Origin of the sequence: Rathayibacter sp. VKM Ac-2928 (assembly GCF_022815545.1) — a bacterium.
Taxonomy (GTDB): Bacteria; Actinomycetota; Actinomycetes; order Actinomycetales; family Microbacteriaceae; genus Rathayibacter; species Rathayibacter festucae.
Genome location: NZ_JALGRU010000001.1, coordinates 436,833 through 460,387 on the forward strand (window position 1 = coordinate 436,833; position 23,555 = coordinate 460,387).

Genomic DNA, 23,555 nt, shown 5'->3' on the forward strand with positions numbered 1-23,555 from the left:
CCGTGATCGTCGGGATCGGCGTGGACGTGGTGGATCTCGCGCGCTTCGAGCGGGCGATCTCCCGCACGCCCCGGCTCCGCGAGCGGCTGTTCGCCGAGAGCGAACGCGACCTGCCGACGCCCTCGCTGGCGGGACGGTTCGCGGCGAAGGAGGCGCTGATCAAGGCGCTGGGCGACTCCGCCGGCGCGCGCTGGCACGACATGGTGGTCGAGCGGGACGAGCACGGGAATCCGTCCTTCGTCCTGCACGGCGCGGCGCGCGCGGCGGCGGAGTCGCGCGGGATCGCGCGGGTGCACCTCTCGATGAGCCACGACGCCGGGGTCGCCTGCGCGTTCGTGGTGGCCGAGTCGTGATCGCGCCGCTGGCCTTCCGCGAGGCGCTGATCGATCTGGACGCCGTCGCGGCGAACACGGCGCGGCTCCGGGAGCTGACGTCCGCGCCCCGGCTGATGGCGGTCGTCAAGGCGAACGCCTACGGGCACGGCGCGCTCGCCGTCGCGCAGGCGGCGCTCGCCGGCGGCGCGGACGCGCTCGGCACGGCCGATCTCGACGAGGCGGTCGCGCTCCGCGAGGCCGGGATCCTGGCGCCGGTGCTCTGCTGGCTGCACGACCCCGAGCAGGACTTCGACACCGCCCTCGAGCACGGGATCGAGGTCGCCGTCTCCTCGGTCGGTCAGCTCGACCGGCTCGCGCAGGCCGCCGAGGACCGCGGCGTGCGCGGGGCGGTGCAGCTCAAGGTCGACACCGGACTCAGCCGCAACGGGGCGGCGGAGGCGGAGTGGGTGCCGCTCGCGCAGTCCCTCGTGCAGCACGCGGCGCGCGGCTCGCTGCAGCTCACCGGGCTGTTCTCGCACCTCTCCAACACCTCGCGCGAGGAGGACCTCGCGCAGCTCGCGCTGCTGCGCCGCGCGGAGGAGGTGCTGCGCGCGCACGGCACGCCGGCGCCGCTGGTGCACCTGGCCGCGACGGCCGCGGCGCTCCGCCTGCCGGAGGCGCGGCTCGACCAGGTGCGCACCGGGATCGGCGTGTACGGGCTCTCGCCGTTCGACGACGAGACGTCCCTCGGGCTCGGCCTGGTGCCGGCGATGACCCTGCAGGGGCGGGTGGCCGGAGTGCGGCGAGTGCCCGCGGGGACGGGCGTCAGCTACGACTACGCCTACCGCGCGTCCGGCGAGACGACGCTCGCGCTGGTGCCGTTCGGCTACGCCGACGGGATCCCGCGCGCCGCCTCCGGTGTCGCCGAGGTGTCGATCGGTGGGCGCCGGCACCGCATCGCCGGGCGGGTGGCGATGGACCAGTTCGTCGTCGACGTCGGGGATGCTCCCGTCGTGGTCGGCGACCCGGTGACGCTCTGGGGCGACCCGACCACCGGGGTCCCGTCGGTCGACGAGTGGGCGCGCTGGTGCGGCACCATCAACTACGAGCTCGTCACCCGGGTCGGGCACCGCGTTCCACGGAGGACGGTCGGCGGCTCTGCGGGAGGCGTCCGTGCCTGAGCGGGACTGGTTCGCCGACCGCACCGTCGAAATCGCGGATCCGGAGGCGATGGAGGAGCTCGGCCGCTCCCTCGGCCGGGTGCTGCGCGCCGGCGACCTGCTGGTGCTGACCGGGCCGCTCGGGGCGGGCAAGACGACCTTCACCCGCGGGCTCGGCGAGGGGCTCGGGGTGCGCGGGCCGGTGACCAGCCCGACCTTCGTGATCGCGCGGACGCACCCGCCGCTGCACGGCGGCCCGCCGCTCGTGCACGTGGACGCCTACCGCGTCGGCTCCGCGGTGGAGCTGGACGACCTCGACCTCGACCTCGAGCACTCGGTCGTCGTGGTCGAGTGGGGCGCCGGTCTGCTCGACGGCGTGGCGGACTCGTGGCTCGACGTCGTCCTGGAGCGCCCGACCGGCGGCTCCGACGCGGAGGACGGCGAGGAGCCGATCGAGCCGCGCACGGTGCGCTTCCGCGGCACCGGCTGGCGCTGACCGCTCTGCTGACGGCGGGTCTCGAGACGCCGCTGCGCGGCTGCTCGACCAGCATGGTCCGCCTGCTGACCGGACAGCCGTCGGAGAGGTCCGCCGGCCATGCTGATCGAGCAGCCCTCGGAGAGGGCGTATCGAGATCCACCGAGCAGCTGCGGAGCGCCGCGGGCTCCTCGGCCGGTGCCCCGTCGCCCGCGGGTACCCTGTCAGGGTGCTGCTCGCGATCGACACCTCCTCCGGAACCTCCGTCGCCGTCGTCGGCGCCGACGGGGCGGTCCGGGCCGAGCGCACCGAGACCGACACCATGCGGCACGCCGAGGTCGTCGGCCGGCTGATCGAGGAGGCCCTCGAGGCGGCCGGCATCGGCCCGGACGCGATCGAGGCCGTCGCCGTCGGCATGGGCCCCGGCCCCTTCACCGGACTCCGGGTCGGCATCGCCGCCGCCCGCGCCTTCGCGTTCGGCCGCGGCGTGCCCACCCTCCCGGTCGTCTCGCACGACGCGGTCGCACTCGGCGCGCTGCGCCACGGCCGTGCGGACGGTTTCCTCGTCGTCACCGACGCGCGCCGCCGCGAGCTCTACTGGAGCGCCTACGCCGGCCTCGACGAGCAGGGCCTGCCCGTCCGCACCGCCGGACCCGGCCTCGACAAGCCGCCCGCGCTGCCCTTCCCCGAGCTGCCCCGCCTCGAGGCGGAGACGGTGTCCGCCGCCGAGCTGGGCGTGGTGGCCGCGCTCACCCGCGCGGCCGGTCGCGCCCCCGCGGCGGACGAGCCGCTCTACCTCCGCTCGCCCGACGTCACGCTCTCCGCCGGTCCCAAGCGGGTCACCGCGTGAGCGCGGAGCTGCGCGACGCCACCGTCCACGACCTCGACGCGATCATGGCGATCGAGGAGTCCGAGTTCACCAGCGACGCCTGGTCCCGCACCATGATGCGCGAGGAGATCCGCAGCCGGCACACCCGCTACCTGGTCGCCGAGGACGCGGGCGAGCTGGTCGGCTACGCCGGGCTGCTCTGCCCGGTCGGCGCGCACGAGGGCGACGTGCAGACCATCGCGGTGCTCGCCTCCGCGCGCCGCACCGGACTCGGCAGGCGCCTCCTGCGCGCCCTCGTCGCCATCGCCGCCGAGCGCGGTGCCCGCGAGGTCTTCCTCGAGGTCCGTGCCGACAACCCGGCCGCCCAGTCGCTCTACCGCTCGGAGGGCTTCGAGGAGATCGGGGTCCGCCCCGCCTACTACCAGCCCGACAACGTCGACGCGCTCGTGATGCGCGCGCCGATCGCCGCCCCTCGACAGGAGTCGCCATGACCGCCGGTCCGATCGTCCTCGGCATCGAGACCAGCTGCGACGAGACCGGGATCGGCATCGTCCGCGGCACGACGCTCCTCGCCAACACCATCGCCTCGTCGATGGAGGAGCACGCCCGCTACGGCGGCGTCGTGCCCGAGGTCGCCGCCCGCGCGCACCTCGAGGCGCTCGAGCCGACGCTGCGGACGGCGCTCGCCGAGGCCGGCGTCACGCTGCAGGAGCTGGACGCGATCGCGGTCACCAGCGGCCCCGGGCTCTCCGGGGCGCTGATGGTCGGCGTCGGCGCGGCCAAGGCGCTGGCGGTCTCGCTCGGGAAGCCGCTCTACGCGGTCAACCACCTCGTCGGGCACGTCGGCGCCGACGTCCTGCGCGCCGACGGCGGCGAGGGCGGCCCGGTCGAGGTGCCGACCATCGCGCTGCTCGTCTCGGGCGGGCACACCTCGCTCCTGCACGTGCGCGATCTCGTCTCCGACGTCGAGCTGCTCGGCGAGACGATCGACGACGCGGCCGGTGAGGCGTTCGACAAGGTCGCCCGCGTGCTCGGCCTGCCCTACCCCGGCGGCCCGCAGATCGACCGCGTCGCCGCCGACGGCGATCCGCGGGCCATCCGCTTCCCCCGCGGCCTCACCCTCCCGAAGGACAGGGAGAAGCACCGCTACGACTTCTCCTTCTCGGGGCTGAAGACCGCCGTCGCGCGCTGGGTGGAGAAGCGCCAGGACGCGGGCGAGGAGGTGCCGGTCGCCGACGTCGCCGCGAGCTTCCGCGAGGCGGTCGCGGACGTGCTGCTGACCAAGGCGATCGCGGCCTGCGTCGACCGGGAGGTGCCCCGGCTGCTGCTGGGCGGGGGAGTGGTCGCCAACGCGCGGGTCCGCGAGCTCGCCGAGGAGCGCTGCGCGGCGGCGGGCATCGCGCTGCGGATCCCCCCGCTCTCGCTCTGCACCGACAACGGCGCGATGATCGCGGCGCTCGGCGCGCAGCTGATCGAGGCGGGGCACGCGCCCTCGAGCCTCTCCTTCGGCGCCGATTCCACGCTGCCCGTCACCGAGATCCAGGTGCGCTAGGCGCTCTACCGCAGTGCCGTCTCGCGTCACAAGCGCCGTCCAGGGTTTTGACAGCCCTCCGGGGACGCTGCCACTCTGAGCGCATCCACTCGTTCCTGATCAAGGGGGATCTTCCATGACCGCTCCGTACACGCCCGCGTCCGACCGCTACAACATCCTGGCGATCATCGGCTTCATCGCCTCGTTCTTCATCGCGATCGTGGGGATCGTCCTGGGCTTCATCGCTCTCTCGCAGATCAAGCGGACCGGAGAGAAGGGCCGCGGACTCGCGATCGCCGCCGTCGTGATCGGCTTCGTCGCGATCATCGTCTACATCGTCCTGTTCGTCACCCTGTTCTCCCTCGCAGGCATCGCGGGCACGACGAACTACTGATCCACTCCGCCCCGCCCTGCACGGCGGGGACGGCGGAGCGCTCGAGGAGGGCGACGTGAACGACGAGTCCACCGGCGATCCGGCACCGGGGTCGGTGCCGCCCCCGCCGCCGCGGTACGCGCCGCCCTCCGGAGCACCGTCCCCCGCCTCCGCTCCGCCGCCGGCGGCCGGCGGTGCCGCGTCCGGCTGGACCGGGGAGGCCGTTCCCTCCGGAGCCCCTGGCGGCCCGGAGGCCTTCGACGGCGCCGCGCATCCCGGCGCTCCCGCACCGCGCCCGCCGCTGAACGGCCTCGCCGTCGCCGCCCTGATCTGCGGCATCCTCGGGCTCGCGCCCGCCGCGATCGTCCTCGGGCACGTCGGCTTCGCGCAGGCGCGCCGCTCGGGGCAGCGCGGCCGCGGACTCGCGATCGCCGGCTTCCTCCTCGGCTACCTCGCGCTCGTGCTGCTGCTGGTCGGCGCTCTCGCCTACTCGGCCTTCGTCGGCGGACTCCGGACGGACGGCTACCTCCCGGCCTGAGCCGGTCGGCGGCCTCGTTCTAGACTTCGAGGCATGAGCGACAGCAGCCGGCCCGGGTCCGACGACCGACAGGGCCCTCCCGTCCCCCCTGCTCCCCCCGTGCCGCCGGCGCCCCCGGCCCCGCCCGTGCACTCCGGTGGCACTCCGGCGCCCCCGGCCCCGCCCGCGTACTCGGGCGGCACCCCGACGGCACCGGGACAGGGTGCCCAGGACACCCCGCCGCCCGCGTACGGGACGCCGCTCCCGCCGGCCCCGAGCGCCGCGCCGCCGCAGTACGCCTACGTCCCGGCAGCCACGACGGTGCCCAAGACCCTGAGCCTCACCGGCATGATCCTCGGCATCGTCGGCCTGGTCATCTCGATCTTCGGCTGGGGCTTCGGCTTCATCCTGTCCGCGCCCGCGATCGTGCTCGGCTTCCTCGGCCGCCGTCGCGAGCCGGGAGCACGCGGCTTCGCGCTGACCGCGATCATCACCGGCATCGCCGGCGTCGTGGTCTCGCTGATCTACCTCGCCGTCACGATCGTGATCTTCGTGGTCGCCCTCGACGCTGCGACCTCCTCCTCCGGCTACTGAGCGCCGGCGCCCGGTCTCAGGAGACGCGCTCGGCGAGCAGGGCGCGGTGGCGCCCCTGGATCCTGGTGAGGATCAGGACGGCGCTGCCCCGCCCGGCCAGGCCGAGCTTCCTGCGGAAGCGCGCGGGGTCGACGTCGACGCCGCGCTTCTTGATCTCCAGGACGCCGATGCCGCGGGCGCGCAGCTCGCGCGCGAGGGTGCGCTCGTCCAGGGGCAGCTCCGCGAGCACGCGGAAGCTCCGCAGGAACGGCGACGCGGACGGCTCGTCGCCCGTGAGGTAGGCGATGCCGGGCGAGAGCATCCGCGAGCCGCTGGTGCGGGCCAGCTCGCCGAGCAGGCGCGCGCGGATGGCGGACCCGTCCGGCTCGTGCACGAACGCGCCGAGGTCGCCCACCTCCTCGTCGTCGCTGTCGGCCGGTGCGGTGAGCTCCACGGCGCCGGTCGCCGAGAGCAGGAGCGCGGACCGGCGGACGCCCGGCCGCGCCAGCGGACCGAACCACAGGCCCGTCTCGACGAGCTCGCCGTCCACCGACACCCACTGCGCCTCCGCGTCAGCGGGGATCCGCTCGCGGTCGAAGCCCGGCCCGAGCTTCACGCCCACGGGCCGCGCCTCGGCGAGGCCGAAGGCGAAGTCGAGCGAGGGGGAGTAGTCGTCCGGATCGTCGAGGCGCCGGGTCTCGCGGTGGCCGGCGGTGCGGCGGGCCGGATCGAGGTAGACGGCGTCGAAGCCGTCCAGGTCGAACGCCTCGGCGTCGGCGTGCACGGCCTGTGCGGAGGGGAACGGGGCGAGGTTGAAGCTGGCCAGGGTCGCGGTGATCTCGTCCGCGTCCACCGCGGTCACCTCGAGGTCGATGGCCGCCATCGCGAGGGCGTCGCCGCCGATGCCGCTGCCGAGGTCGGCGATGCGGGTGAGCCCGGCGGAGGAGAAGCGGCCGGCGTGCAGCGCGGCGACCCGGAGGCGGGTCGCCTGCTCGAGTCCGGCGTCCGTGAAGAGCATCGACCGGGCGAACTCGCCGAACTTCCCGGTCGCCTTCGCCCGCAGCCGCGCCTGGGTCAGCACGGCCGACACCAGGCCGGGGGAGTGGCCGGCGGAGCGGAGCGCCGCGACGGCGCGCACCAGGTCGTCCGCGCGGTAGCCGTCGAGCGAGTCGAGGAGCCGGAGGCCCTCGGGGGAGAGGAGCTCGACCAGCTCGGCGCGTTGCATCCGGCCATGCTAGGCCACGCCCTCCGCCCGACGCGGCGCGCCTGCCTGGCACTCTGATTGCACGAGTGCCAGCGGAGCCTCTACAGTGGAGCTAGCACTCTCGGAGCGTGTCTGCCAACGGCGGCGCTCCGCCCCCGTCGTCGTCAAGAAAGAGGTCAACCGTGTCGGTGTCCATCAAGCCGCTCGAAGATCGCATCGTCATCAAGCAGGTCGAGGCCGAGCAGGTCACTGCTTCCGGTCTCGTCATCCCCGACACCGCCAAGGAGAAGCCCCAGGAGGGCGAAGTCGTCGCCGTCGGCCCCGGCCGCATCGACGACAACGGCAACCGCGTCCCGCTCGACGTGGCCGTCGGTGACAAGGTCATCTACTCCAAGTACGGCGGAACCGAGGTCAAGTTCGGTGGGGACGACCTGCTGGTCCTCTCCGCCCGCGACGTCCTCGCGGTCGTGGTCCGCTAGAGACGGATCCCCGAAGGGCCCGGCGACGACAGTCGCCGGGCCCTTCGTCTTTCAGCGCAGTGGGCCCGGCGACGCGAGTCGCCGGGCCCTTCGTCGTGCGCCCGGTCCTCTTCGCGACCGGTGGCCTGATCCTGACGTCCGGTGACCGTTCCGGGCGGTCCGCGGGCGCCGGCCCTGCGTAGCATCGGACGGGTGCCCGCCTCCCGCCTCCCCGCCGAACCCGCCTCGCCGACGACGGGCGACGCCGCGGCCGGCGAGGGCGTCGAGGCCCTGCCCGTGAAGGGCGCCGGCGGCGCGCTGTCGTCGACCGGCCTCTGGTTCGGCTTCGCCGCCTACCTGCTCTGGGGCGCGATGCCGCTCTACTTCATCGCGATGGCCCCCGCCTCGCCGTTCGAGATCGTCGCGCTGCGCGTGCTCTTCTCGCTGGTCTTCTGCCTGCTCCTGCTGACGGTGACGCGCAGCTGGCGCGGCTTCGCGGCGCTCTTCCGCGAGCCGCGGCTGCTCGGCGTGATGGCGATCGCCGGCGTGCTGATCTACATCAACTGGCAGGTCTACGTCATCGCGACGACCACCGGCCACGTGATCGAGGCGGCGCTCGGCTACTTCATGAACCCGCTCGTCACGGTGCTGCTCGGCGTGATCGTGCTGCGCGAGCGGCTGCGGCGGGCGCAGTGGATCGCGATGGCGATCAGCGCCGTCGCCGTCCTCGTGATCGCCGTCGGCTACGGCTCCTTCCCCTAGGTCTCGCTGGCGCTCGCCTTCTCCTTCGGCCTCTACGGCCTGGTGAAGAGCCGGGTCGGCGGCCGGATGGACGCGGTCAGCGGTCTCACGCTCGAGACGCTCTGGCTCACGCCGCTCGCGATCGTGCAGCTGCTGGTCGTCGGCTCGACCGTCGGGCTGACGCTGGCGACGGAGGGCACGGGGCACGCGCTCATCCTCGCCTCGGCCGGCATCGTCACCGCGGTGCCGCTGCTGCTCTTCGCGGGCGCCGCCCGGCGGCTGCCGCTCTCGATCGTCGGCTTCATCCAGTACCTGACGCCGGTGCTGCAGTTCGTCGTCGGCGCCTTCCTCCTGCACGAGGAGATGCCGCCGGAGCGCTGGATCGGCTTCGCGCTCGTCTGGGCGGCCCTGGCGATCTTCTCAGTGGACCTCGTCTCGGCCGAGCGCCGGAGGCGACGCGTGACGGCCGGACCTGCGGATCGCGTCGCGGGAGAGCGCTCCGACGACGAAAAGTAACGATCAGGTCGCGAAACGCATCTGAAACACCCCCGTATTGTTCACGGCTTCTCCGAAGGTTAGGTTGGCCGAGCGGTTGCCTCCGGCACCGCTCCCACGACAGAACCTCTCAAGGAGAAACATGCGCGTTCACGCGAAGGCCGGGACGGCCCGTACGCGATCCCTCCGGGCGACCCTGAGCGGGGTCGCCTTCCTGGGCGCCAGCGCTCTCGTCCTCGCCGGTTGCGCCAGCGGCGGCGGCGGAGACGCGGGCACCGACGGCGGCGAGTCCGGCGACCTGTCCCTGAAGATCGGCACGATCCTCCCGCAGACCGGCACCCTGGCCGTCCTCGGCCCGCCCGAGATCGCGGGCGTCGACCTCGCCGTCAAGGACATCAACGACGCCGCTGCCGGCCTCACCATCGATGTCGAGCAGAAGGACTCCGGCGACACCACGACGGACATCGCGACGCAGTCCGCGACCTCGCTGATCGCCGACGGCGCGAGCGTCATCATCGGTGCGGCCTCCTCGGGCGTCTCGAAGACGTTCATCGACCAGGTGACCCAGGCGGGCGTCGTCCAGATCTCGCCGGCCAACACCTCGCCGGACTTCACCACCTACGACGACGACGGCTACTACTGGCGCACCGCCCCCTCGGACGTGCTCCAGGGCCGCATCCTCGGCAACAAGATCCTCGGCGACGGCAAGACCAACGTCTCGATCCTGTACCTGAACGACGCGTACGGCACCGGCCTCGAGTCGAACATCAAGGAGACCCTCGAGGCGGGCGGCGCGACCGTCGCGGCCGAGGAGATCTTCGAGCCGGCCTCGACCGACTTCAACTCGGCGCTGACCTCGCTGCTCGCCCCGAACCCGGACGCGCTCGTCGTCATCTCGTTCGACGAGATCACCACGATCGCCGAGCAGCTCGCGGCCAAGGGCTTCGACTTCGCGAACCTCTACGGCACGGACGGCAACTACGGCGTCATCACCGATGCGGACACCAACGTCGACATCGACGGCGCCCAGTTCACCAACCCCGGTGTGCAGGCGTCCGACGAGTTCCAGTCGAACCTCCAGGCTCTCGTCGAGGAGCAGGGGAACGACGCGCTGACGGTGTTCAGCTACGCCCCCGAGTCGTACGACGCCACGGTGCTCGCCGCGCTCGCCGCGCTCAAGGGCGGCGCGACCGACGGAGCGACGATCCGCGACAACCTGCAGGACGTCTCGACCGAGGGCACGAAGTGCACCACGTTCGCCGACTGCGCCGCGCTGCTCGCCGACGGTGAGGACATCGACTACGACGGCCTCTCCGGCCCGATCTCGTGGGACGAGAACGGCGACCCGACCGAGGCGTCCGTCTCGATCTACAAGTACGGCCCCGGCAACGTCACCTCGTTCGAGGAGACCGTCGACGGCTCGCTGAACTAGCACCCCGCCTGCGGCTCCGGCCGCGACGCGCGAAGGGGCCCGGTCATCCGACCGGGCCCCTTCGTCGTCCCCGGGAGTCGTTGCTCGGCTGCTGACCGGCAGGGACGCGGCGCTCGGTGCTGGGGGACCGGTGGGCGGGTCTCGATACGCCGCTGCGCGGCTGCTCGACCAGCATGGTCTCGCTGCGCGGCTACTCGACCAGCATGGCCGGAGGGGCGTCGATCGCCGGCGGGCTGGCCGCACAACGCGTCGAGCGCGCGCCCCCGGGGGGACGCGCGCTCGACGGCGAGGCGGTGCGGCCTCAGGAGGCGCGGAGGAGCTCCGCCTCCTGAGCCAGGCGGTAGGTCACGAACGAGCGGCTGTAGTTGCGGCGCTTGCCGCCGGTGGTCTCGGCGATGACGACCTGAGCGTAGACGCCGACGACGGACCAGCGCTCGTAGTCGCCGATCGCACCGGTGCCGAAGGTCGCGCCGAGGGCGACGGGTGCGGGGGTGTAGCTCTTCATGGGTCGGCTCCTTCGAAGACGGGGACCGCGGCGCCGGGAGGGGACGCGGAAGGGGAAGGAATCGGTGCCGGGGAGAGCGGGAATCCGGCCCTGATCAGGGGGAGAGGAGTCCGGTCGAGGTGTCGGCGCCGATGTTTCTTGTCCCCAAAATTACGGCACGGCGGCCGCTGTCCTGGCCCTCGGGCGGGGGGTGCCAGCGCAGAGAGAGACTCGATGTCCGTGGTGCGCCGGCGCTCACTGCCAGCGGCAGGAGTCCTCGGCGATGAAGCGGTAGAGCGCCCCGCGCACGGCGTCGGAGACACCGACGGCGACGACGCCCGAGGTGCCGTCGTCGAGCGTGACGGCGACCGGGAAGAACGTGCCGCGCTTGTCCTCGGAGACGGTGTGCGTGTTGCAGTTGTTCGGCACGATCGCGAGGTCGACGCGGGTCGTGGCGGCGCCGGCGTCCATCGGCACCCCGACGGGCCAGCTGTCCTGTCCCGAGGCGGGTCGGAGCAGGATCGTGCGTCCGACCGAGGCGATCGAGACGCCCCCGTCGGCCCCCGTCGGCGTCAGGGTGAGCGGCAGGTGCGCGACGGGCTGTCCGCCCTCCTGCGCCACCGTGACGGCGTCTCCGGGCACGATCGACACCACCTCCGCCACGCGCTGTGCGAGGCAGTCCTCGCCGTGGATGCGCGGCAGGCTGCCGAGCGGATCGTCCGGCGCGACCACGGCCGTCCCCGAGACCCCGCCCTGCGTGAAGGCGAGCCTCACACGGGCGTCCGCGCCGGGGTCCGCGCAGTCCGGGGGAGCGAGCTGCAGCCGGAGCGCGGTCGTCGTCCCCGGGCGCACCGTGGTCGGGCCGTCGGTGGCGGCCGGGTCGGTGAAGGCGGGGGAGTCGAGCCGCGCCTCCCAGACGTCCAGGGGCTCGTCGGCGGTGTTGGTCACCAGGACCTCGAGCCGGCGGGGACCGTAGTCGTCGCGGTTCTGCTGCACGCCGACGGAGACGCCCGCCGGCAGGTCCGAGACCGGCCCGGGTGCGCAGCCGGAGAGGAGCCCTGCCGCGAGCGCGACGACGACCAGAGCGGCGCTGCGGCGCATCCGGTCCTCCTCCTCGACGACGACGGGCCCGCCCCCGCCTCTCGGCGGGTGACGGGCCCGGGGGTGCGGCGGCCTCAGCCGCCGACGGTGGGCGTGCTCGTGGTGACCTCGTTGGTCGTCGCGAGCGTGCCGAGGTAGAGCTCGATCACCTTCGGATCGTTCATCAGCTCGCGGCCGGGACCCTCGTAGGCGTCGCGGCCCTGGTCGAGCACGTAGCCGCGGTCGCAGATCTGCAGCGCGCGGCGGGCGTTCTGCTCGACGATCATGATCGAGACGCCGGCGCGGTTGATCCGCTGGACGTTGACGAAGGTCTCGTCCTGGCGCATCGGCGAGAGACCGGCGCTCGGCTCGTCGAGCAGCAGCATCGACGGGTCCATCATCAGGGCCCGCGACATCGCGACCATCTGGCGCTCGCCGCCCGAGAGCGAGCCGGAGCGCTGCTTGAGGCGCTTGGTCAGCTCGGGGAAGAGCTCCGTCACGAACTCGAGGCGGTCCTTGAACATCTTCGGCTTCTGGTACATGCCCATCTCGAGGTTCTCCTCGATGGTGAGCGACGGGAAGACGTTGTTGTTCTGCGGCACGAAGCCGACGCCCTTGGAGACCAGCTTGTCGGCCTTGAAGCCGGTGATGTCCTCGCCGTTGAGCAGGACCGTGCCCTGGCGGATGTTCACCAGCCCGAACATCGCCTTGAGCAGCGTCGACTTGCCGGCTCCGTTGGGGCCGATGATGCCGACGAGCTCGCCCTTCTTCACGTAGACGTTCGACCCGTTCAGGATGTTGACTCCCGGCACGTACCCCGCGTGGAGGTCGTGCGTCTCGAGCGTGTTCTGGGTCACTTCTCGTCCTTTCCGAAGTCGACGGCGGGCGCGTCGGTGGTCGGCGCGATGCTCGTCGGTGCGCCGTCCGCGGGGACGGCCGTCGCGGGGGCGGCGTCCACGGCGTGCGCGACGGCGGGGGACGGCGCAGCGGTGGCCGCGTCGTCGCGGTGCGGGTGCACGTCGACGCCGGCCGCCTCGGCCCGCTTCTCGACGTCCTCGCGGACGAGGTCCGAGTCCATCTCCTCCGCCACCTCGAGCTGGCCCTCGATCGTGCCGAGGTCGGTGTCGTGGTGCGCGCCGAGATAGGCGTCGATGACCGCGGGGTCGTTCATCACCGTCGAGGGCGGTCCCTCGGCGACGACCTTGCCCTCGGCCATCACGATCACCCAGTCGGCGATCGTGTTGACCATGTGCATGTCGTGCTCGACGAAGAGCACGGTCATGCCCTCGTCCTTGAGGTTCACGATGTGGCCCAGCAGCGACTGCGTCAGCGCCGGGTTCACGCCGGCCATCGGCTCGTCGAGCATGACCAGCTCGGGCTCCGACATCAGGGCGCGCGCCATCTCCAGCAGCTTCTTCTGGCCGCCCGAGAGGCTGGACGCGTAGTCGTCCTTCTTTGTGTCGAGCTTGAACTTCTCCAGCAGCCGGATCGCGCGGTTCTCGATCGACTCCTCCTCCTTCGACCACAGCGGCCGGATGAGCGAGGTGAGGATGTTCTCGCCCTTCTGCCCCTTGGCGCCGAGGAGCATGTTCTCGAGCACCGTCATGCCGCCGAGGGCCTTGGTGAGCTGGAAGGTGCGCACCATGCCCATCCGGGACACCTTGTAGGCGGGGACGTTCGCGAGGTTCTTGCCCTTGAAGTTCCAGCGCCCGGTGTTGGGCTTGTCGAAGCCCGTCAGCAGGTTGAAGAACGTGGTCTTGCCGGCGCCGTTCGGGCCGATCAGCGCGGTGATCGAGCCGCGCGGGATCTCGACGTGGGCGACGTCGACCGCGGTGAGGCCGCCGAAGCGGCGGCTGACGCCGTCGGCGACGAGGATGGGGTCCTTCTTGACGACCCCGGGGACGATTTCCTGCTCGGTGATGTCCGAGACCGGCGTTTTAGGCAAAGTGCAGATCCTTCTTCTTGCCGAAGATGCCCTGGGGTCTGAAGATCACCAGGAGCATGAGGGCCACACCCACCACGATGAACCGGATCGGTCCGGTCTGCACGGTGGTGAGCTTGATGAGGTCGTTGTTGAGGACCCCGGTGTCGATCCCGAGCGTGAGCAGTCCGTCGGTCAGACCGAGGACGACCCAGAAGATGATCGAGCCGACGACCGGCCCGAAGACCGTCGCGGCACCGCCCAGCAGCATGATCGTGTAGAGGAAGAACGTCAGCTGGGTGCCGTAGTTGTCGGGCTGCAGGGAGCGCGGCAGGATGAACAGCGCTCCGGCCAGGCCGCCCAGCACGCCGCCGAGGATCAGCGCCTGGATCTTGTAGGAGAAGACGTTCTTGCCGAGCGAGCGCACGGCGTCCTCGTCCTCGCGGATGCCCTTGATGACGCGGCCCCAGGGGCTGCGCATCAGGAGGAAGACCAGCAGGCAGGCCAGGAGCACGAGGCCCCAGCCGACGATGCGGACCCACCACTGGTCCTGGTTGTAGGTGAGGATCCCGATCCCGAAGCGCCCCTCCGGCAGCGGGTTGAGGTCGTTGAACGCCTTCGCCGCGCCGTTGATGCCCTCCGAGCCGCCGGTCACCGCCGAGAACTCGGGTGTCTTGACCGAGAGCCGGACGATCTCGGCCGCCGCGATCGTGACGATCGAGAGGTAGTCCGCCCGCAGTCTCAGCGTCGGGATGCCGAGGATGAGGGCGAAGAGGGTCGCCGCGACGATCGTCGCGAGCAGGGAGCCCCAGACGGGCCATTCGAACTTGACCGAGGTGATGGCGAAGGCGTAGCCGCCCACCGCCATGAAGCCGGCCTGGCCGAAGTTGAGGAGGCCGGTGAATCCGAAGTGGATGACCAGGCCGATGGTCGCGAGCGCGTAGGCGGCGACGGTGGGATCGACGATCTGCCCGATCGCCAGCCAGATGAAGTTGAGGTTCATGGTGTCAGCCGATCCGTTCCTTGCGACCGAGGATGCCCTGCGGTCTGACCAGCAGGATGATGATCATGAGGACGAGCGGAGCCACGTACTTGAGGTTCTCCGGGATCCAGATCGTCGAGATGTTCATCATCAGGCCGATGATGAGCGAGCCGACCAGCGCTCCGTAGGCGGAGCCGAGTCCGCCGAGCGTGATCGCCGCGAAGATCAGCAGCAGGATCGACGCTCCGGTGTCCCAGCGCAGCGACTGGTAGTAGCCGATGTAGACGCCGGCCAGTGCGGCGAGGGCTCCGGAGAGCACCCAGACCACGCGGATGACGCGCTCGACGTTGATGCCGGAGGCGGAGGCGAGGGCCCGGTTGTCGGACACCGCGCGCATCGCCTTGCCGATCTTGGTCTTCGTGAGCAGCAGGGCGACACCGACGATGCAGACGATGCCGACGGCTGCGCCGACGAGGTCGGTGAACTTGAGGCTGATGCCGAGCGCCGGGACCGTGAAGAACGGCGCCGTGCTGTTCGGCAGCGAGAGGCGGTCCGCGCCGAAGAAGAAGACGAAGGTGTAGCGCAGCGCGAGCGACAGGCCGATGGTCACGATCATCAGCGGGATCAGCTGGATGTTCCTCTTGCGCAGCGGCTTCCAGAGCAGTCCGTCCTGCGCGAAGCCGAACACCCCGCCGAGGATCACCGCGATCGGGATCGCCAGCAGCGCCGGCAGCCCGAAGACGCCGGAGAAGAGGTACGCCATCAGCGCGCCGAAGGTGACCAGCTCGCCGTGGGCGAAGTTGTTCAGCCCGGTGACGCCGTAGATCAGCGAGGCGCCGATCGCCGCGAGGGCGATCAGGAGTCCGAAGATCAGGCCGGTGACGACCTTGGGCCAGAAGATGATCCAGAAGGTGTTCGCCGTGACCGGCTGGTTCGCCGCGGTCGAGGTCCCGTCGGGGTTCGTCGCGTCGTTGCCCGTGGTGCCCTCGGTGGCGGGGTTCGTGGGGGCGGCGGAGTCGGTCGGGACCGGAGCGCTCGCGCCCGTGCCGATCGGGTTGGCCGTCGAGACGATGAAGTTCACGATCTGGTTCTGCGAGGAGACGATCGTCACCTGCTTCGGGTTCTGCCCCGCTGCCGGGTAGCCCTTGTCGGCGGGGAGCGTCTCCTCGTCGACCGTCACGCTGAAGGTGCCGGCCTCTTCGAGCGGGAAGACGGCGCGGCCGTCGTCGCCCGTGGTGAGGGTCGCGGTGGCGTCGCCGCCGAGCTCGACGGTCACCCCCACCAGGTTCTCGTTCGTGCCCTGCACGCGGACCCAGGCGATGATCGACTGGTCGGCCGTGGTCTCGGCGGTCGCAGCGGGCGCCGCGGCGGCGACGCCGGTCAGGGTCGCGGCGAGCAGGCCGAGTGCGACCAGGCCGTCGCGGAGCGTGCGGAGTGTGGGGAGCCGCCTAGGCACGGGGAGCCTCCCGGTCCGTCGGATGCAGGGTCGTCGCGCGCTTGTGGCGCGTCGAACGGCTGGCTGTGAGCAAGACGTCTACCTCTCGTCAGGGTGCACAGACGGATGGGGTCCTCGGGCGCGCCCGGATCGCCGTCGTCAAACAACGTTGGTTGACCATACGTTCCGCATGTGTCGGCGGTGTTTCCCCACCTGCACTACTGCGTGACGACATTATGCGGGGCGGAGAGCGCTCCCGTGTCCCCCGCACGGGTCGCGAGCGCGCCCGGAGCACATCCGAGGGACGTCCGGGCAGGAATACCGGGCGCGTCGCCGCGCTTAAGATTGAGCATCCGGGACACCCGTGACCGGATGCGCGACCTCCACCACCGGGCCACCCGCACGACCTGCTAAGGGGCATTGATGGACCAGCCGGATCCCTTCGGATTCCTCGGACTCACCTACGACGACGTCATGCTGCTCCCCGGGCACACCGACGTCATCCCGAGCGAGGCCGACACGGCCTCCCGGCTCACCAAGCGCATCACGGTCGCGACCCCGCTGCTCTCCGCGGCGATGGACACCGTCACCGAGTCGCGGATGGCGATCGCCATGGCCCGTCAGGGCGGGCTCGGCATCCTGCACCGCAACCTCTCGATCGCCGATCAGGCCGACCAGGTCGACCGCGTCAAGCGCAGCGAGTCGGGCATGGTGTCGAATCCCGTCACCACCACCCCCGACGCGACGGTCGCGCAGGTCGACGACCTCTGCGGGCAGTACCGGATCAGCGGCCTCCCCGTCGTCGACGCGAGCGGCGTCCTCGTCGGCATCATCACCAACCGCGACATGCGCTTCGTCTCGCCGTTCGAGAAGGCGTCCACCCTCGTCCGCGACGTGATGACGAGCGCCGGCCTGATCACCGGCCGCGTCGGCATCCCCGACAGCGAGGTGATCGCGCTCTTCGCGCAGCACAAGATCGAGAAGCTGCCCCTCGTCGACGCTCAGGGCAAGCTCGCCGGGCTCATCACGGTGAAGGACTTCGACAAGTCCGAGCAGTACCCGAACGCGACGAAGGACGAGGAGGGTCGCCTGCGCGTCGGCGCCGCCATCGGCTTCTTCGGCGACGCCTGGCAGCGCGCCACCGCGCTCCTCGACGCCGGGGTCGACGTCCTCGTCGTGGACACCGCGAACGGGGACTCCGCCGGGGTCCTCGAGATCATCCGCCGCCTCAAGGCCGACTCGGCCTTCGCCGGCGTCGACGTCATCGGCGGCAACGTGGCCACCCGCTCCGGCGCCCAGGCGCTCGTCGACGCGGGCGCCGACGCCATCAAGGTCGGAGTCGGCCCCGGCTCCATCTGCACCACCCGCGTCGTCGCCGGCGTCGGCGTGCCGCAGGTGACCGCCGTCTACGAGGCGTCGCTCGCCGCCCGCGAGTCGGGCGTCCCGGTGATCGCCGACGGCGGGCTGCAGTACTCCGGCGACATCGCGAAGGCGCTCGTCGCCGGCGCCGACACCGTCATGCTCGGCTCGCTCCTCGCGGGCTGCGAGGAGAGCCCCGGCGACCTCGTCTTCCAGAACGGCAAGCAGTTCAAGACCTACCGCGGCATGGGCTCGCTCGGCGCGCTGCAGACCCGCGGCGAGCGGACCTCCTACTCGAAGGACCGCTACTTCCAGTCCGACGTCCCCACCGACGACAAGCTGATCGCGGAGGGCATCGAGGGCCAGGTGCCGTACCGCGGGCCGCTCGCGAACGTGGCGTACCAGCTGGCGGGCGGGCTGCGGCAGTCGATGTTCTACGTGGGGGCGCGGACGATCTCGGAGCTCAAGGAGCGCGGGAAGTTCGTGCGGATCACGGCGGCGGGGCTCAAGGAGTCGCACCCGCATGATGTGCAGATGGTGGTGGAGGCGCCGAACTACCGGCGCTGATCCTGCTGCTGGGGCTCTGGGTGGGGGTCGGCGTCGGGTCGTGAGGGCGGCCCCTCTGCCCGATGGGCCTTCGGCCCATACGCCCACCACGCCGGAGGGGCCGCCCTCACGACCCGACGCCTCCCACTCGGGGCACGCGGACCTGGGGGAGACCGAGGGACTCAGCGCGAGCGGCGCTGACGCGCCGCCGCGACTGCCCCGCCAGACACGCGCGGCAGCAGGGTGGGAGCGCTATCCGCCGATCCGCGTGCCAGCGGATAGGCGTGCGCGGACGCGAGACGCTCTACGGGACGCGACCCGTTGCTCGAGCCGACTGCGGGCGACAGACGAGCGGAGTGCTGAGCGGAGCGAGGCGCGGAGCGAGGATGGAGCCACAGGTAAACTGCCGCTCATGGAGATCGAGATCGGGCGCGCCAAGCGCGCCCGCCGCGCGTACGCCTTCGACGACATCGCGGTGGTCCCGAGCCGCCGGACCCGCGACCCGGAGGTGGTCTCGGTGAAGTGGGCGATCGACGCGTACCAGTTCAGCACTCCGATCCTCGCGGCGCCGATGGACTCGGTGGTCTCGCCGGCGACGGCGATCACGCTGGGCCGGCTGGGGGCGCTGGGCGTCCTCGACCTCGAGGGGCTGTGGACGCGCTACGAGGACCCGGAGCCGCTGCTGGCGGAGATCCGGGAGCTGCCGGCGGAGCGGGCGACGCAGCGCATGCAGGAGATCTACTCGGAGCCGGTGAAGCCGGAGCTGGTGACGGCGCGGCTCGCGGAGATCCGCGCGGCCGGCGTGACGGTCGCGGGTGCGCTGTCGCCGCAGCGCACCGCCGAGCTGTACCAGACGGTGGTCGACGCGGGGGTCGACGTGTTCGTCATCCGCGGAACGACCGTGTCGGCCGAGCACGTCTCGCGGGACACCGAGCCGCTCAACCTCAAGAAGTTCATCTACGAGCTCGACGTGCCGGTCATCGTCGGCGGGGCCTCGACGTACACGGCCGCCCTGCACCTGATGCGCACGGGCGCCGCGGGCGTCCTCGTCGGCTTCGGCGGCGGCGCCGCCTCGACGACCCGCGCGACGCTCGGCATCCAGGCGCCGATGGCCACCGCGGTCGCCGACGTCGCCGGCGCTCGCCGCGACTACCTCGACGAGTCCGGCGGACGCTACGTGCACGTCATCGCGGACGGCGGCCTCGGCACCTCCGGCGACATCGTCAAGGCCGTCGCGGTCGGCGCCGACGCCGTGATGCTCGGCTCCGCGCTCGCCCGCGCCACCGACGCGCCCGGCGGCGGCTGGCACTGGGGTGCCGAGGCGCACCACCAGCAGCTCCCGCGCGGACGCCGCGTCCAGGTCGGCACCGTCGGCACGCTCGAGCAGGTGCTCTACGGCCCCGCGACCGACGCGAACGGCACCGCGAACCTGATCGGCGCCCTGCGCCGCTCGATGGCGACCACCGGCTACTCCGACCTCAAGGAGTTCCAGCGCGTCGAGGTCGTCGTCGCCCCCTACCAGCCCAGCTAGCCCGCCGGCCGGCCGAGGTGACCGCTCGCCGTCTTCGCCGGATGGCTCGCGCTCATGGGCCCTTGTTTGCTGGTCGAGTAGCGCCGGAGGGGCGTATCGAGACCCACCGTCCTCAGCAGGGGGGTCTGCAGACTCGTCGTCTGACGCGGGTGGATCTCGATACGCCCGCTGCGCGGGCTACTCGATCAGCATGGGTCAGGTGTGCTGCGATCAGGGAGCGGAGTCCGAGGTCCGGTCGCCCGTCCTTGCTCGTTCGTGCGCCCTTCTTCGCTGGTCGAGTAGCCCCGGAGGGGCGTATCGAGACCCACCGTGATCAGCACGGCGGATCTGCAGACTCATGTCTTCATGCGCGTGCATCTCGATGCGCCCGCTGCGCGGGCTGCTCGATCAGCAGAGGGGACGCACCTCGACCGAGCGAGGAGGCCGACGTGACCGGGTCCTCCGTGGGCGAACGGGGGCCGGGGGCGGGCGGTGGCCGCCTAAACTGGGAGGAATCCCGAGGTCGGAGCGCTGTCAGGCGCGGATGGAGCACGCATGGTCGAGGTCCGCAGGGTCAAGCTGCCCGGTGTCGGTGTCCTGCACACCTTCCTCACCGCCGACGGCGGCAAGGTCGGCGTCATCGCGCACCGCTCGGGTCACAGCGACCTGATCACCTTCGCCGAGGGCGATCAGGACGGCGCGAAGGTCTCGCTCCGCCTCAGCGACGACGAGGCGCACACCCTCGCCGAGCTGCTCGGCGGCACCCAGATCACCGAGTCGCTCACCGCGCTCGACCAGATCCCCGGGCTCTCCATCGACTGGTTCACCGTCGACTACGACGACCACATCGCGGGCCAGCAGCTGGGCAAGCCCGCCGACCGCGGCATCGTCGGCCTCACCGTCGTCGCCGTCGTGCGCGGTGACGCCGCGAACCCCGCTCCCGCCCCCGACTTCCGGGTGTTCCCGGGCGACACGCTCGTCGTCGCCGGCAGCCCGGAGAAGGTCGCCAAGGCCTTCGCCTTCTTCCGCTCCGGCGTCTTCGCCAAGGCTACCGAGACGCCGCCCGGAGCCTGAGGATGCACCACGGCGAAGACCTCATCGTCCTCGGTGTCCTGTTCGTCGTCGCCTACGTCCTCGGGCGGCTGGGGCGCACGATCGGCCTTCCGGCCATCCCGATCTACATGGTCGTCGGCCTGCTCGCGAGCCCGAACTTCCACCTCTTCCCGCTCGACTTCGAGTCGTCCTACATCGAGCTGACGGCGGTCTTCGGGCTGATCCTGCTGCTGTTCAACCTCGGCCTGGAGTTCGATCAGGACGAGTTCTACGGCAATGCGGCGCGGCTGATCCTCTCCGGCGGCTCCTACATCGCCGTCAACATGGCGGCCGGCCTGGCCTTCGGGTTCGTGCTGGGCTGGGGCAGCCGCGAGGCGCTGATCATCGCGGGCATCACGGCGACGAGCTCGAGCGCGATCGTGACGAAGCTGCTGATCGAGCTCAAGCGCCTCGCCAACCCGGAGACGCCGATGATCCTCGGCGTGACCGTCGTGGAGGACATCTTCATCGCGGTCTACCTGGCGATCGTGTCGGTCGTGCTCTCGGGCGAGACGGAGCCGTGGCCGGTGGTCCTGAAGCTGGTCATCGCGTTCGCGTTCCTCGTGGTGATGTTCGCGATCGCGCGCTGGGGCGGCCGGGTGGTCTCGCGGTTCTTCCGCACCCGCGACGACGAGCTGTTCACGATCCTGTTCTTCGGTCTCGCGATCCTCTTCGGCGGGATCGGTGAGGTGCTCGGCGTGACCGACGCGATCGGCGCGTTCCTGATCGGCCTGGTGATCGGCGCCACCCGGTTCCGCGCGCGGGTCGAGCGGATCGCGATCCCGCTGCGCGACGTGTTCGGCGCCTTCTTCTTCGTCAACTTCGGCCTCGGCCTCGACCCCGGGGCGTTCCCCGAGGTGGTGCTGCCGGTGATCGCCGCCGCGGTGATGACGATCGTGCTCAACCTCGGCGCCGGCCAGTTCGTCGCCTGGCTGAACAAGCTCGGGCCCCGGGCCGGGCTCAACGCGGCCTTCATCCTGCACAACCGGGGCGAGTTCGCGCTGATCCTCGCGACGCTCTCGCTCTCGGCGGGGCTCGACGAGCGGATCCAGCCGTTCGCGGGACTCTACGTGCTGATCATGGCGATCGTCGGCCCGATCCTCGCGTCGCGCTCGGAGAGCATCGGGCAGTTCCTCTCGCGGCGGCGGCACCGGCCGAAGCCGGCCACCCGCAGCGCGATGGCGGAGGAGGACTTCGCTCTGGTCGAGGCGGCGATGGCGGACGGGGCGGCGGACGAGCGTCCGGCGGCCGACCCCGCCGAGGCGCCGGTCGCCGAGCCTGCTCCCCGCCCGCGCCGACCCGTCGAGCCCGACGAGCTGGACGACGAGTTCCCGGACCCGATGCGGCAGGCCCTCATCGACCAGGCGATGCAGCAGTCCGACGGCATCGACTCCGACCGGCCGCGGCGCCCGCGCGAGCCCGACTACTGAGCCGCCCGGCGCGGTCGCTCGGCGGACGCCCTCTGCTGATCGAGTAGCCCGCGGAGCGGGCGTATCGAGATCCACCTCGATCAGCAGGAGGGATCTGCAGACCCGCCCTGTCGGTGACGGTGGGTCTCGATACGCCCCTGCGGGGCTGCTCGAGCAGCAGGAGGGGCAGCGATCCGAGGGTCCTCCCACCCTGGTTGGCTAGGCTTCAGCGGTCCGCCGCCGCCGAGCGGATCCGCCCCGAACGAGGAACGCATGACGCAGAGCGCCCCGCCGCAGAGCACGGTCTGGCAGGTCGCCCGGCGACCGCGCTGGCTCGCGGCCCTGGCCCTTGCGCTGGTGATCGCGGGGCTCTTCGCGGCCCTCGGCCAGTGGCAGGTGGGACGCGCGGTCGAGGCCGCCGCGCCCGACTCCGGCGTCTCCGAGACGGTGCTGCCGCTCGACGAGGTCGCCGCCCCGTCGCGCCCGATCACCGCGACCGCCGACGGCCAGCGCGTGGCGGGCAGCTCCGAGTTCGTCCCGGGCGGCGCCGAGATCCTCGGCGGGCGCCTGAACGGCGAGCAGCCGGGCTGGTGGGTCATCGCGCGCACCCGCACCGCTGACGCCGACCTCGTCGTCGCCTACGGCTGGACCGCGGACCAGGAGCAGGCGCGGAGCGTCGCCGAGCGTCTGAACGACGGCGCGGAGGCGGCGCCGACCGGCTTCACCGGCCGCCTCGTCGCGAACGAGGCCGCCGAGGTGCCCGCCGAGGGCACCGATCCGATGACCCTCACCGCGCTCTCGATCCCGGCGCTGATCAACCGCTGGCCGGACCCGCCGCTGGACGTCTACCAGGGCTACGTCGTCGTCGACCAGCCGGTCTCCGGCCTCGAGGCGATCGACTCGCCCGCCCGCGTCACCGACGTCTCGCTGAACTGGCTCAACGTCTTCTACGCGATCGAGTGGGTCGTCTTCGCCGGCTTCGCGCTCTACCTGTGGTTCCGCCTCGTCCGCGACGCCTGGGAGCGCGAGACCGAGGAGGCCCTCGAGGCCGCCGAGCTCGCGCAGAGCCCGGTCACCGCCTCCGCCCCGTAAACTGGACCCCATGCCCCTCGAGCCCAAGCCCGCGCAGTTCCCTGCGATCCGGAGCGCGCTGCGCTTCTACCGGGTGACCTCGATCATCACCGGCGTGATGCTCCTGCTGCTCTGCGCGGAGATGCTGCTGAAGTACGTGTTCCACCTCGAGCTGTTCGTCTTCGGGCAGCAGGGGATCGCGCACTTCGCCCCGATGTACGAGGTGCCGGGCGGCGAGTGGAAGTCGAGCGGGACGGGCGCGAACCTGTCCACCGGCATCCTGATCGCGCACGGCTGGTTCTACGTCGTCTACCTCTTCGCCGACTTCCGCCTCTGGAGCCTGATGCGCTGGCCGTTCTCGCGGTTCGTCCTCATCGCGCTCGGCGGCGTCGTGCCGACCCTGTCCTTCTTCGTCGAGACCCGCATCGCCCGCGAGGTGGAGCAGTACCTCGAGCGGCGTACCGCCGCCCTCGAGCCGACGACCCCGACCGACTCCGTGGAGGCCCCCCATCAGTGAGCAGTCCGGCGCCAGCGCGCCGCAGTCCGCCCCGCAGCCGCACCTCG

The 23,555-nt window shown here is 71.8% G+C and carries 24 protein-coding genes and 1 pseudogene; 18 read left to right on the forward strand and 7 right to left on the reverse strand.

The window, feature by feature from the left end; translation table 11 throughout:
* The first annotated feature begins 2 nt into the window (after positions 1–2).
* From MT350_RS02110 to MT350_RS02150, 9 genes are all read left to right on the forward strand, one after another.
* Positions 3–353 (forward strand): holo-ACP synthase, encoded by a 351-nt coding sequence (locus tag MT350_RS02110; RefSeq protein WP_243600564.1) that lies wholly within the window; start codon positions 3–5, stop codon positions 351–353.
* The gene (alr, locus tag MT350_RS02115) at positions 350–1,495 is read left to right on the forward strand and encodes an alanine racemase (RefSeq protein ID WP_243600565.1); all 1,146 of its coding nucleotides are present in this window, start codon (positions 350–352) and stop codon (positions 1,493–1,495) included. The genes MT350_RS02110 and alr overlap by 4 nt, the downstream gene beginning before the upstream one ends.
* 49 nt (positions 1,496–1,544) lie before the next feature.
* Complete coding sequence (gene tsaE, locus MT350_RS02120) at positions 1,545–1,970, forward strand: tRNA (adenosine(37)-N6)-threonylcarbamoyltransferase complex ATPase subunit type 1 TsaE (protein WP_243600611.1); 426 nt, start codon at positions 1,545–1,547, stop codon at positions 1,968–1,970.
* A 208-nt stretch (positions 1,971–2,178) separates the two neighbouring features.
* A complete protein-coding gene (gene tsaB, locus MT350_RS02125) occupies positions 2,179–2,799 on the forward strand; it encodes a tRNA (adenosine(37)-N6)-threonylcarbamoyltransferase complex dimerization subunit type 1 TsaB (protein WP_243600566.1) in 621 nt (206 codons plus the stop codon).
* The gene (gene rimI / locus MT350_RS02130; protein ID WP_132436025.1) at positions 2,796–3,269 is read left to right on the forward strand and encodes a ribosomal protein S18-alanine N-acetyltransferase; all 474 of its coding nucleotides are present in this window, start codon (positions 2,796–2,798) and stop codon (positions 3,267–3,269) included. The genes tsaB and rimI overlap by 4 nt, the downstream gene beginning before the upstream one ends.
* Positions 3,266–4,330, forward strand: a complete 1,065-nt coding sequence (tsaD, locus tag MT350_RS02135) for a tRNA (adenosine(37)-N6)-threonylcarbamoyltransferase complex transferase subunit TsaD (RefSeq protein WP_243600567.1) — start codon at positions 3,266–3,268, stop codon at positions 4,328–4,330. Before rimI ends, tsaD begins: the two co-directional genes overlap by 4 nt.
* Before the next feature lie 115 nt (positions 4,331–4,445).
* Positions 4,446–4,703 carry a DUF4190 domain-containing protein gene (locus MT350_RS02140; protein WP_123735045.1) on the forward strand — a complete coding sequence of 86 codons (258 nt, stop codon included), beginning with the start codon at positions 4,446–4,448 and terminating at the stop codon, positions 4,701–4,703.
* Between the two features lie 55 nt (positions 4,704–4,758).
* Positions 4,759–5,220 carry a DUF4190 domain-containing protein gene (locus tag MT350_RS20325; RefSeq protein ID WP_243600568.1) on the forward strand — a complete coding sequence of 154 codons (462 nt, stop codon included), beginning with the start codon at positions 4,759–4,761 and terminating at the stop codon, positions 5,218–5,220.
* Positions 5,221–5,253: 33 nt separating this feature from the next.
* Positions 5,254–5,793 (forward strand): DUF4190 domain-containing protein, encoded by a 540-nt coding sequence (locus tag MT350_RS02150; protein ID WP_243615325.1) that lies wholly within the window; start codon positions 5,254–5,256, stop codon positions 5,791–5,793.
* A gap of 16 nt (positions 5,794–5,809) precedes the next feature.
* On the opposite strand, the gene MT350_RS02155 is transcribed toward MT350_RS02150, so the two are convergent.
* Positions 5,810–6,997 carry a class I SAM-dependent methyltransferase gene (locus MT350_RS02155; protein ID WP_243600569.1) on the reverse strand — a complete coding sequence of 396 codons (1,188 nt, stop codon included), beginning with the start codon at positions 6,995–6,997 and terminating at the stop codon, positions 5,810–5,812.
* Positions 6,998–7,158: 161 nt separating this feature from the next.
* On the opposite strand from MT350_RS02155, the gene groES reads away from it, so the two are divergent.
* The 3 genes and pseudogenes from groES (at position 7,159) to MT350_RS02170 (ending at position 10,102) form a co-directional block, all read left to right on the forward strand.
* Positions 7,159–7,455, forward strand: a complete 297-nt coding sequence (groES, locus tag MT350_RS02160) for a co-chaperone GroES (protein ID WP_068251574.1) — start codon at positions 7,159–7,161, stop codon at positions 7,453–7,455.
* 276 nt (positions 7,456–7,731) lie between these two features.
* A pseudogene (gene rarD, locus MT350_RS20575) lies at positions 7,732–8,691 on the forward strand (EamA family transporter RarD).
* 121 nt (positions 8,692–8,812) lie between these two features.
* On the forward strand, positions 8,813–10,102 hold the full coding sequence (locus tag MT350_RS02170; protein ID WP_243586270.1) for an ABC transporter substrate-binding protein: 1,290 nt from the start codon (positions 8,813–8,815) through the stop codon (positions 10,100–10,102).
* Positions 10,103–10,403: 301 nt separating this feature from the next.
* On the opposite strand, the gene MT350_RS02175 is transcribed toward MT350_RS02170, so the two are convergent.
* The 6 genes from MT350_RS02175 to MT350_RS02200 form a co-directional block, all read right to left on the reverse strand.
* Entirely contained in the window at positions 10,404–10,607 is a 204-nt protein-coding gene (locus MT350_RS02175; RefSeq protein ID WP_123445088.1) for a hypothetical protein, read from the reverse strand.
* A gap of 234 nt (positions 10,608–10,841) precedes the next feature.
* Entirely contained in the window at positions 10,842–11,687 is an 846-nt protein-coding gene (locus MT350_RS02180) for a hypothetical protein (protein WP_243600570.1), read from the reverse strand.
* Positions 11,688–11,761: 74 nt separating this feature from the next.
* The gene (locus tag MT350_RS02185; RefSeq protein WP_123445090.1) at positions 11,762–12,523 is read right to left on the reverse strand and encodes an ABC transporter ATP-binding protein; all 762 of its coding nucleotides are present in this window, start codon (positions 12,521–12,523) and stop codon (positions 11,762–11,764) included.
* The gene (locus MT350_RS02190; protein ID WP_374204668.1) at positions 12,520–13,620 is read right to left on the reverse strand and encodes an ATP-binding cassette domain-containing protein; all 1,101 of its coding nucleotides are present in this window, start codon (positions 13,618–13,620) and stop codon (positions 12,520–12,522) included. Before MT350_RS02190 ends, MT350_RS02185 begins: the two co-directional genes overlap by 4 nt.
* Entirely contained in the window at positions 13,604–14,590 is a 987-nt protein-coding gene (locus tag MT350_RS02195) for a branched-chain amino acid ABC transporter permease (protein WP_123445092.1), read from the reverse strand. The genes MT350_RS02190 and MT350_RS02195 overlap by 17 nt, the downstream gene beginning before the upstream one ends.
* Positions 14,591–14,594: 4 nt before the next feature.
* Positions 14,595–16,025, reverse strand: coding sequence for a branched-chain amino acid ABC transporter permease (locus tag MT350_RS02200; RefSeq protein ID WP_243600572.1), 1,431 nt, complete (start codon positions 16,023–16,025; stop codon positions 14,595–14,597).
* 402 nt (positions 16,026–16,427) lie between these two features.
* On the opposite strand from MT350_RS02200, the gene guaB reads away from it, so the two are divergent.
* From guaB to MT350_RS02230, 6 genes are all read left to right on the forward strand, one after another.
* A complete protein-coding gene (gene guaB / locus MT350_RS02205) occupies positions 16,428–17,930 on the forward strand; it encodes an IMP dehydrogenase (RefSeq protein ID WP_243600573.1) in 1,503 nt (500 codons plus the stop codon).
* Between the two features lie 391 nt (positions 17,931–18,321).
* A complete protein-coding gene (locus tag MT350_RS02210; RefSeq protein ID WP_123733534.1) occupies positions 18,322–19,440 on the forward strand; it encodes a GuaB3 family IMP dehydrogenase-related protein in 1,119 nt (372 codons plus the stop codon).
* A 534-nt stretch (positions 19,441–19,974) separates the two neighbouring features.
* On the forward strand, positions 19,975–20,493 hold the full coding sequence (locus MT350_RS02215) for a cation:proton antiporter regulatory subunit (protein WP_243600574.1): 519 nt from the start codon (positions 19,975–19,977) through the stop codon (positions 20,491–20,493).
* Between the two features lie 2 nt (positions 20,494–20,495).
* Positions 20,496–21,941, forward strand: coding sequence for a cation:proton antiporter (locus MT350_RS02220; RefSeq protein WP_243600575.1), 1,446 nt, complete (start codon positions 20,496–20,498; stop codon positions 21,939–21,941).
* Positions 21,942–22,193: 252 nt separating this feature from the next.
* A complete protein-coding gene (locus MT350_RS02225; protein WP_243600576.1) occupies positions 22,194–23,012 on the forward strand; it encodes an SURF1 family cytochrome oxidase biogenesis protein in 819 nt (272 codons plus the stop codon).
* A gap of 10 nt (positions 23,013–23,022) precedes the next feature.
* Positions 23,023–23,508, forward strand: coding sequence for a DUF3817 domain-containing protein (locus tag MT350_RS02230; protein WP_123445099.1), 486 nt, complete (start codon positions 23,023–23,025; stop codon positions 23,506–23,508).
* Positions 23,509–23,555: the final 47 nt, after the last annotated feature.

Excerpts from the sequence above, each read along its gene's own strand:
- MT350_RS02215 (WP_243600574.1), top strand. The coding sequence starts at position 19,975 with ATGGTCGAGGTCCGCAGGGTCAAGCTGCCCGGTGTCGGTGTCCTGCAC.
- MT350_RS02180 (WP_243600570.1), bottom strand. The coding sequence starts at position 11,687 with ATGCGCCGCAGCGCCGCTCTGGTCGTCGTCGCGCTCGCGGCAGGGCTC.
- guaB (WP_243600573.1), top strand. The coding sequence starts at position 16,428 with ATGGACCAGCCGGATCCCTTCGGATTCCTCGGACTCACCTACGACGAC.
- MT350_RS02150 (WP_243615325.1), top strand. The coding sequence starts at position 5,254 with ATGAGCGACAGCAGCCGGCCCGGGTCCGACGACCGACAGGGCCCTCCC.
- tsaE (WP_243600611.1), top strand. The coding sequence starts at position 1,545 with ATGGAGGAGCTCGGCCGCTCCCTCGGCCGGGTGCTGCGCGCCGGCGAC.
- MT350_RS02175 (WP_123445088.1), bottom strand. The coding sequence starts at position 10,607 with ATGAAGAGCTACACCCCCGCACCCGTCGCCCTCGGCGCGACCTTCGGC.
- MT350_RS02225 (WP_243600576.1), top strand. The coding sequence starts at position 22,194 with ATGACGCAGAGCGCCCCGCCGCAGAGCACGGTCTGGCAGGTCGCCCGG.
- MT350_RS02195 (WP_123445092.1), bottom strand. The coding sequence starts at position 14,590 with ATGAACCTCAACTTCATCTGGCTGGCGATCGGGCAGATCGTCGATCCC.
- MT350_RS02230 (WP_123445099.1), top strand. The coding sequence starts at position 23,023 with ATGCCCCTCGAGCCCAAGCCCGCGCAGTTCCCTGCGATCCGGAGCGCG.
- MT350_RS02170 (WP_243586270.1), top strand. The coding sequence starts at position 8,813 with ATGCGCGTTCACGCGAAGGCCGGGACGGCCCGTACGCGATCCCTCCGG.
- tsaD (WP_243600567.1), top strand. The coding sequence starts at position 3,266 with ATGACCGCCGGTCCGATCGTCCTCGGCATCGAGACCAGCTGCGACGAG.
- MT350_RS02155 (WP_243600569.1), bottom strand. The coding sequence starts at position 6,997 with ATGCAACGCGCCGAGCTGGTCGAGCTCCTCTCCCCCGAGGGCCTCCGG.
- MT350_RS02220 (WP_243600575.1), top strand. The coding sequence starts at position 20,496 with ATGCACCACGGCGAAGACCTCATCGTCCTCGGTGTCCTGTTCGTCGTC.
- MT350_RS02210 (WP_123733534.1), top strand. The coding sequence starts at position 18,322 with ATGGAGATCGAGATCGGGCGCGCCAAGCGCGCCCGCCGCGCGTACGCC.
- MT350_RS02140 (WP_123735045.1), top strand. The coding sequence starts at position 4,446 with ATGACCGCTCCGTACACGCCCGCGTCCGACCGCTACAACATCCTGGCG.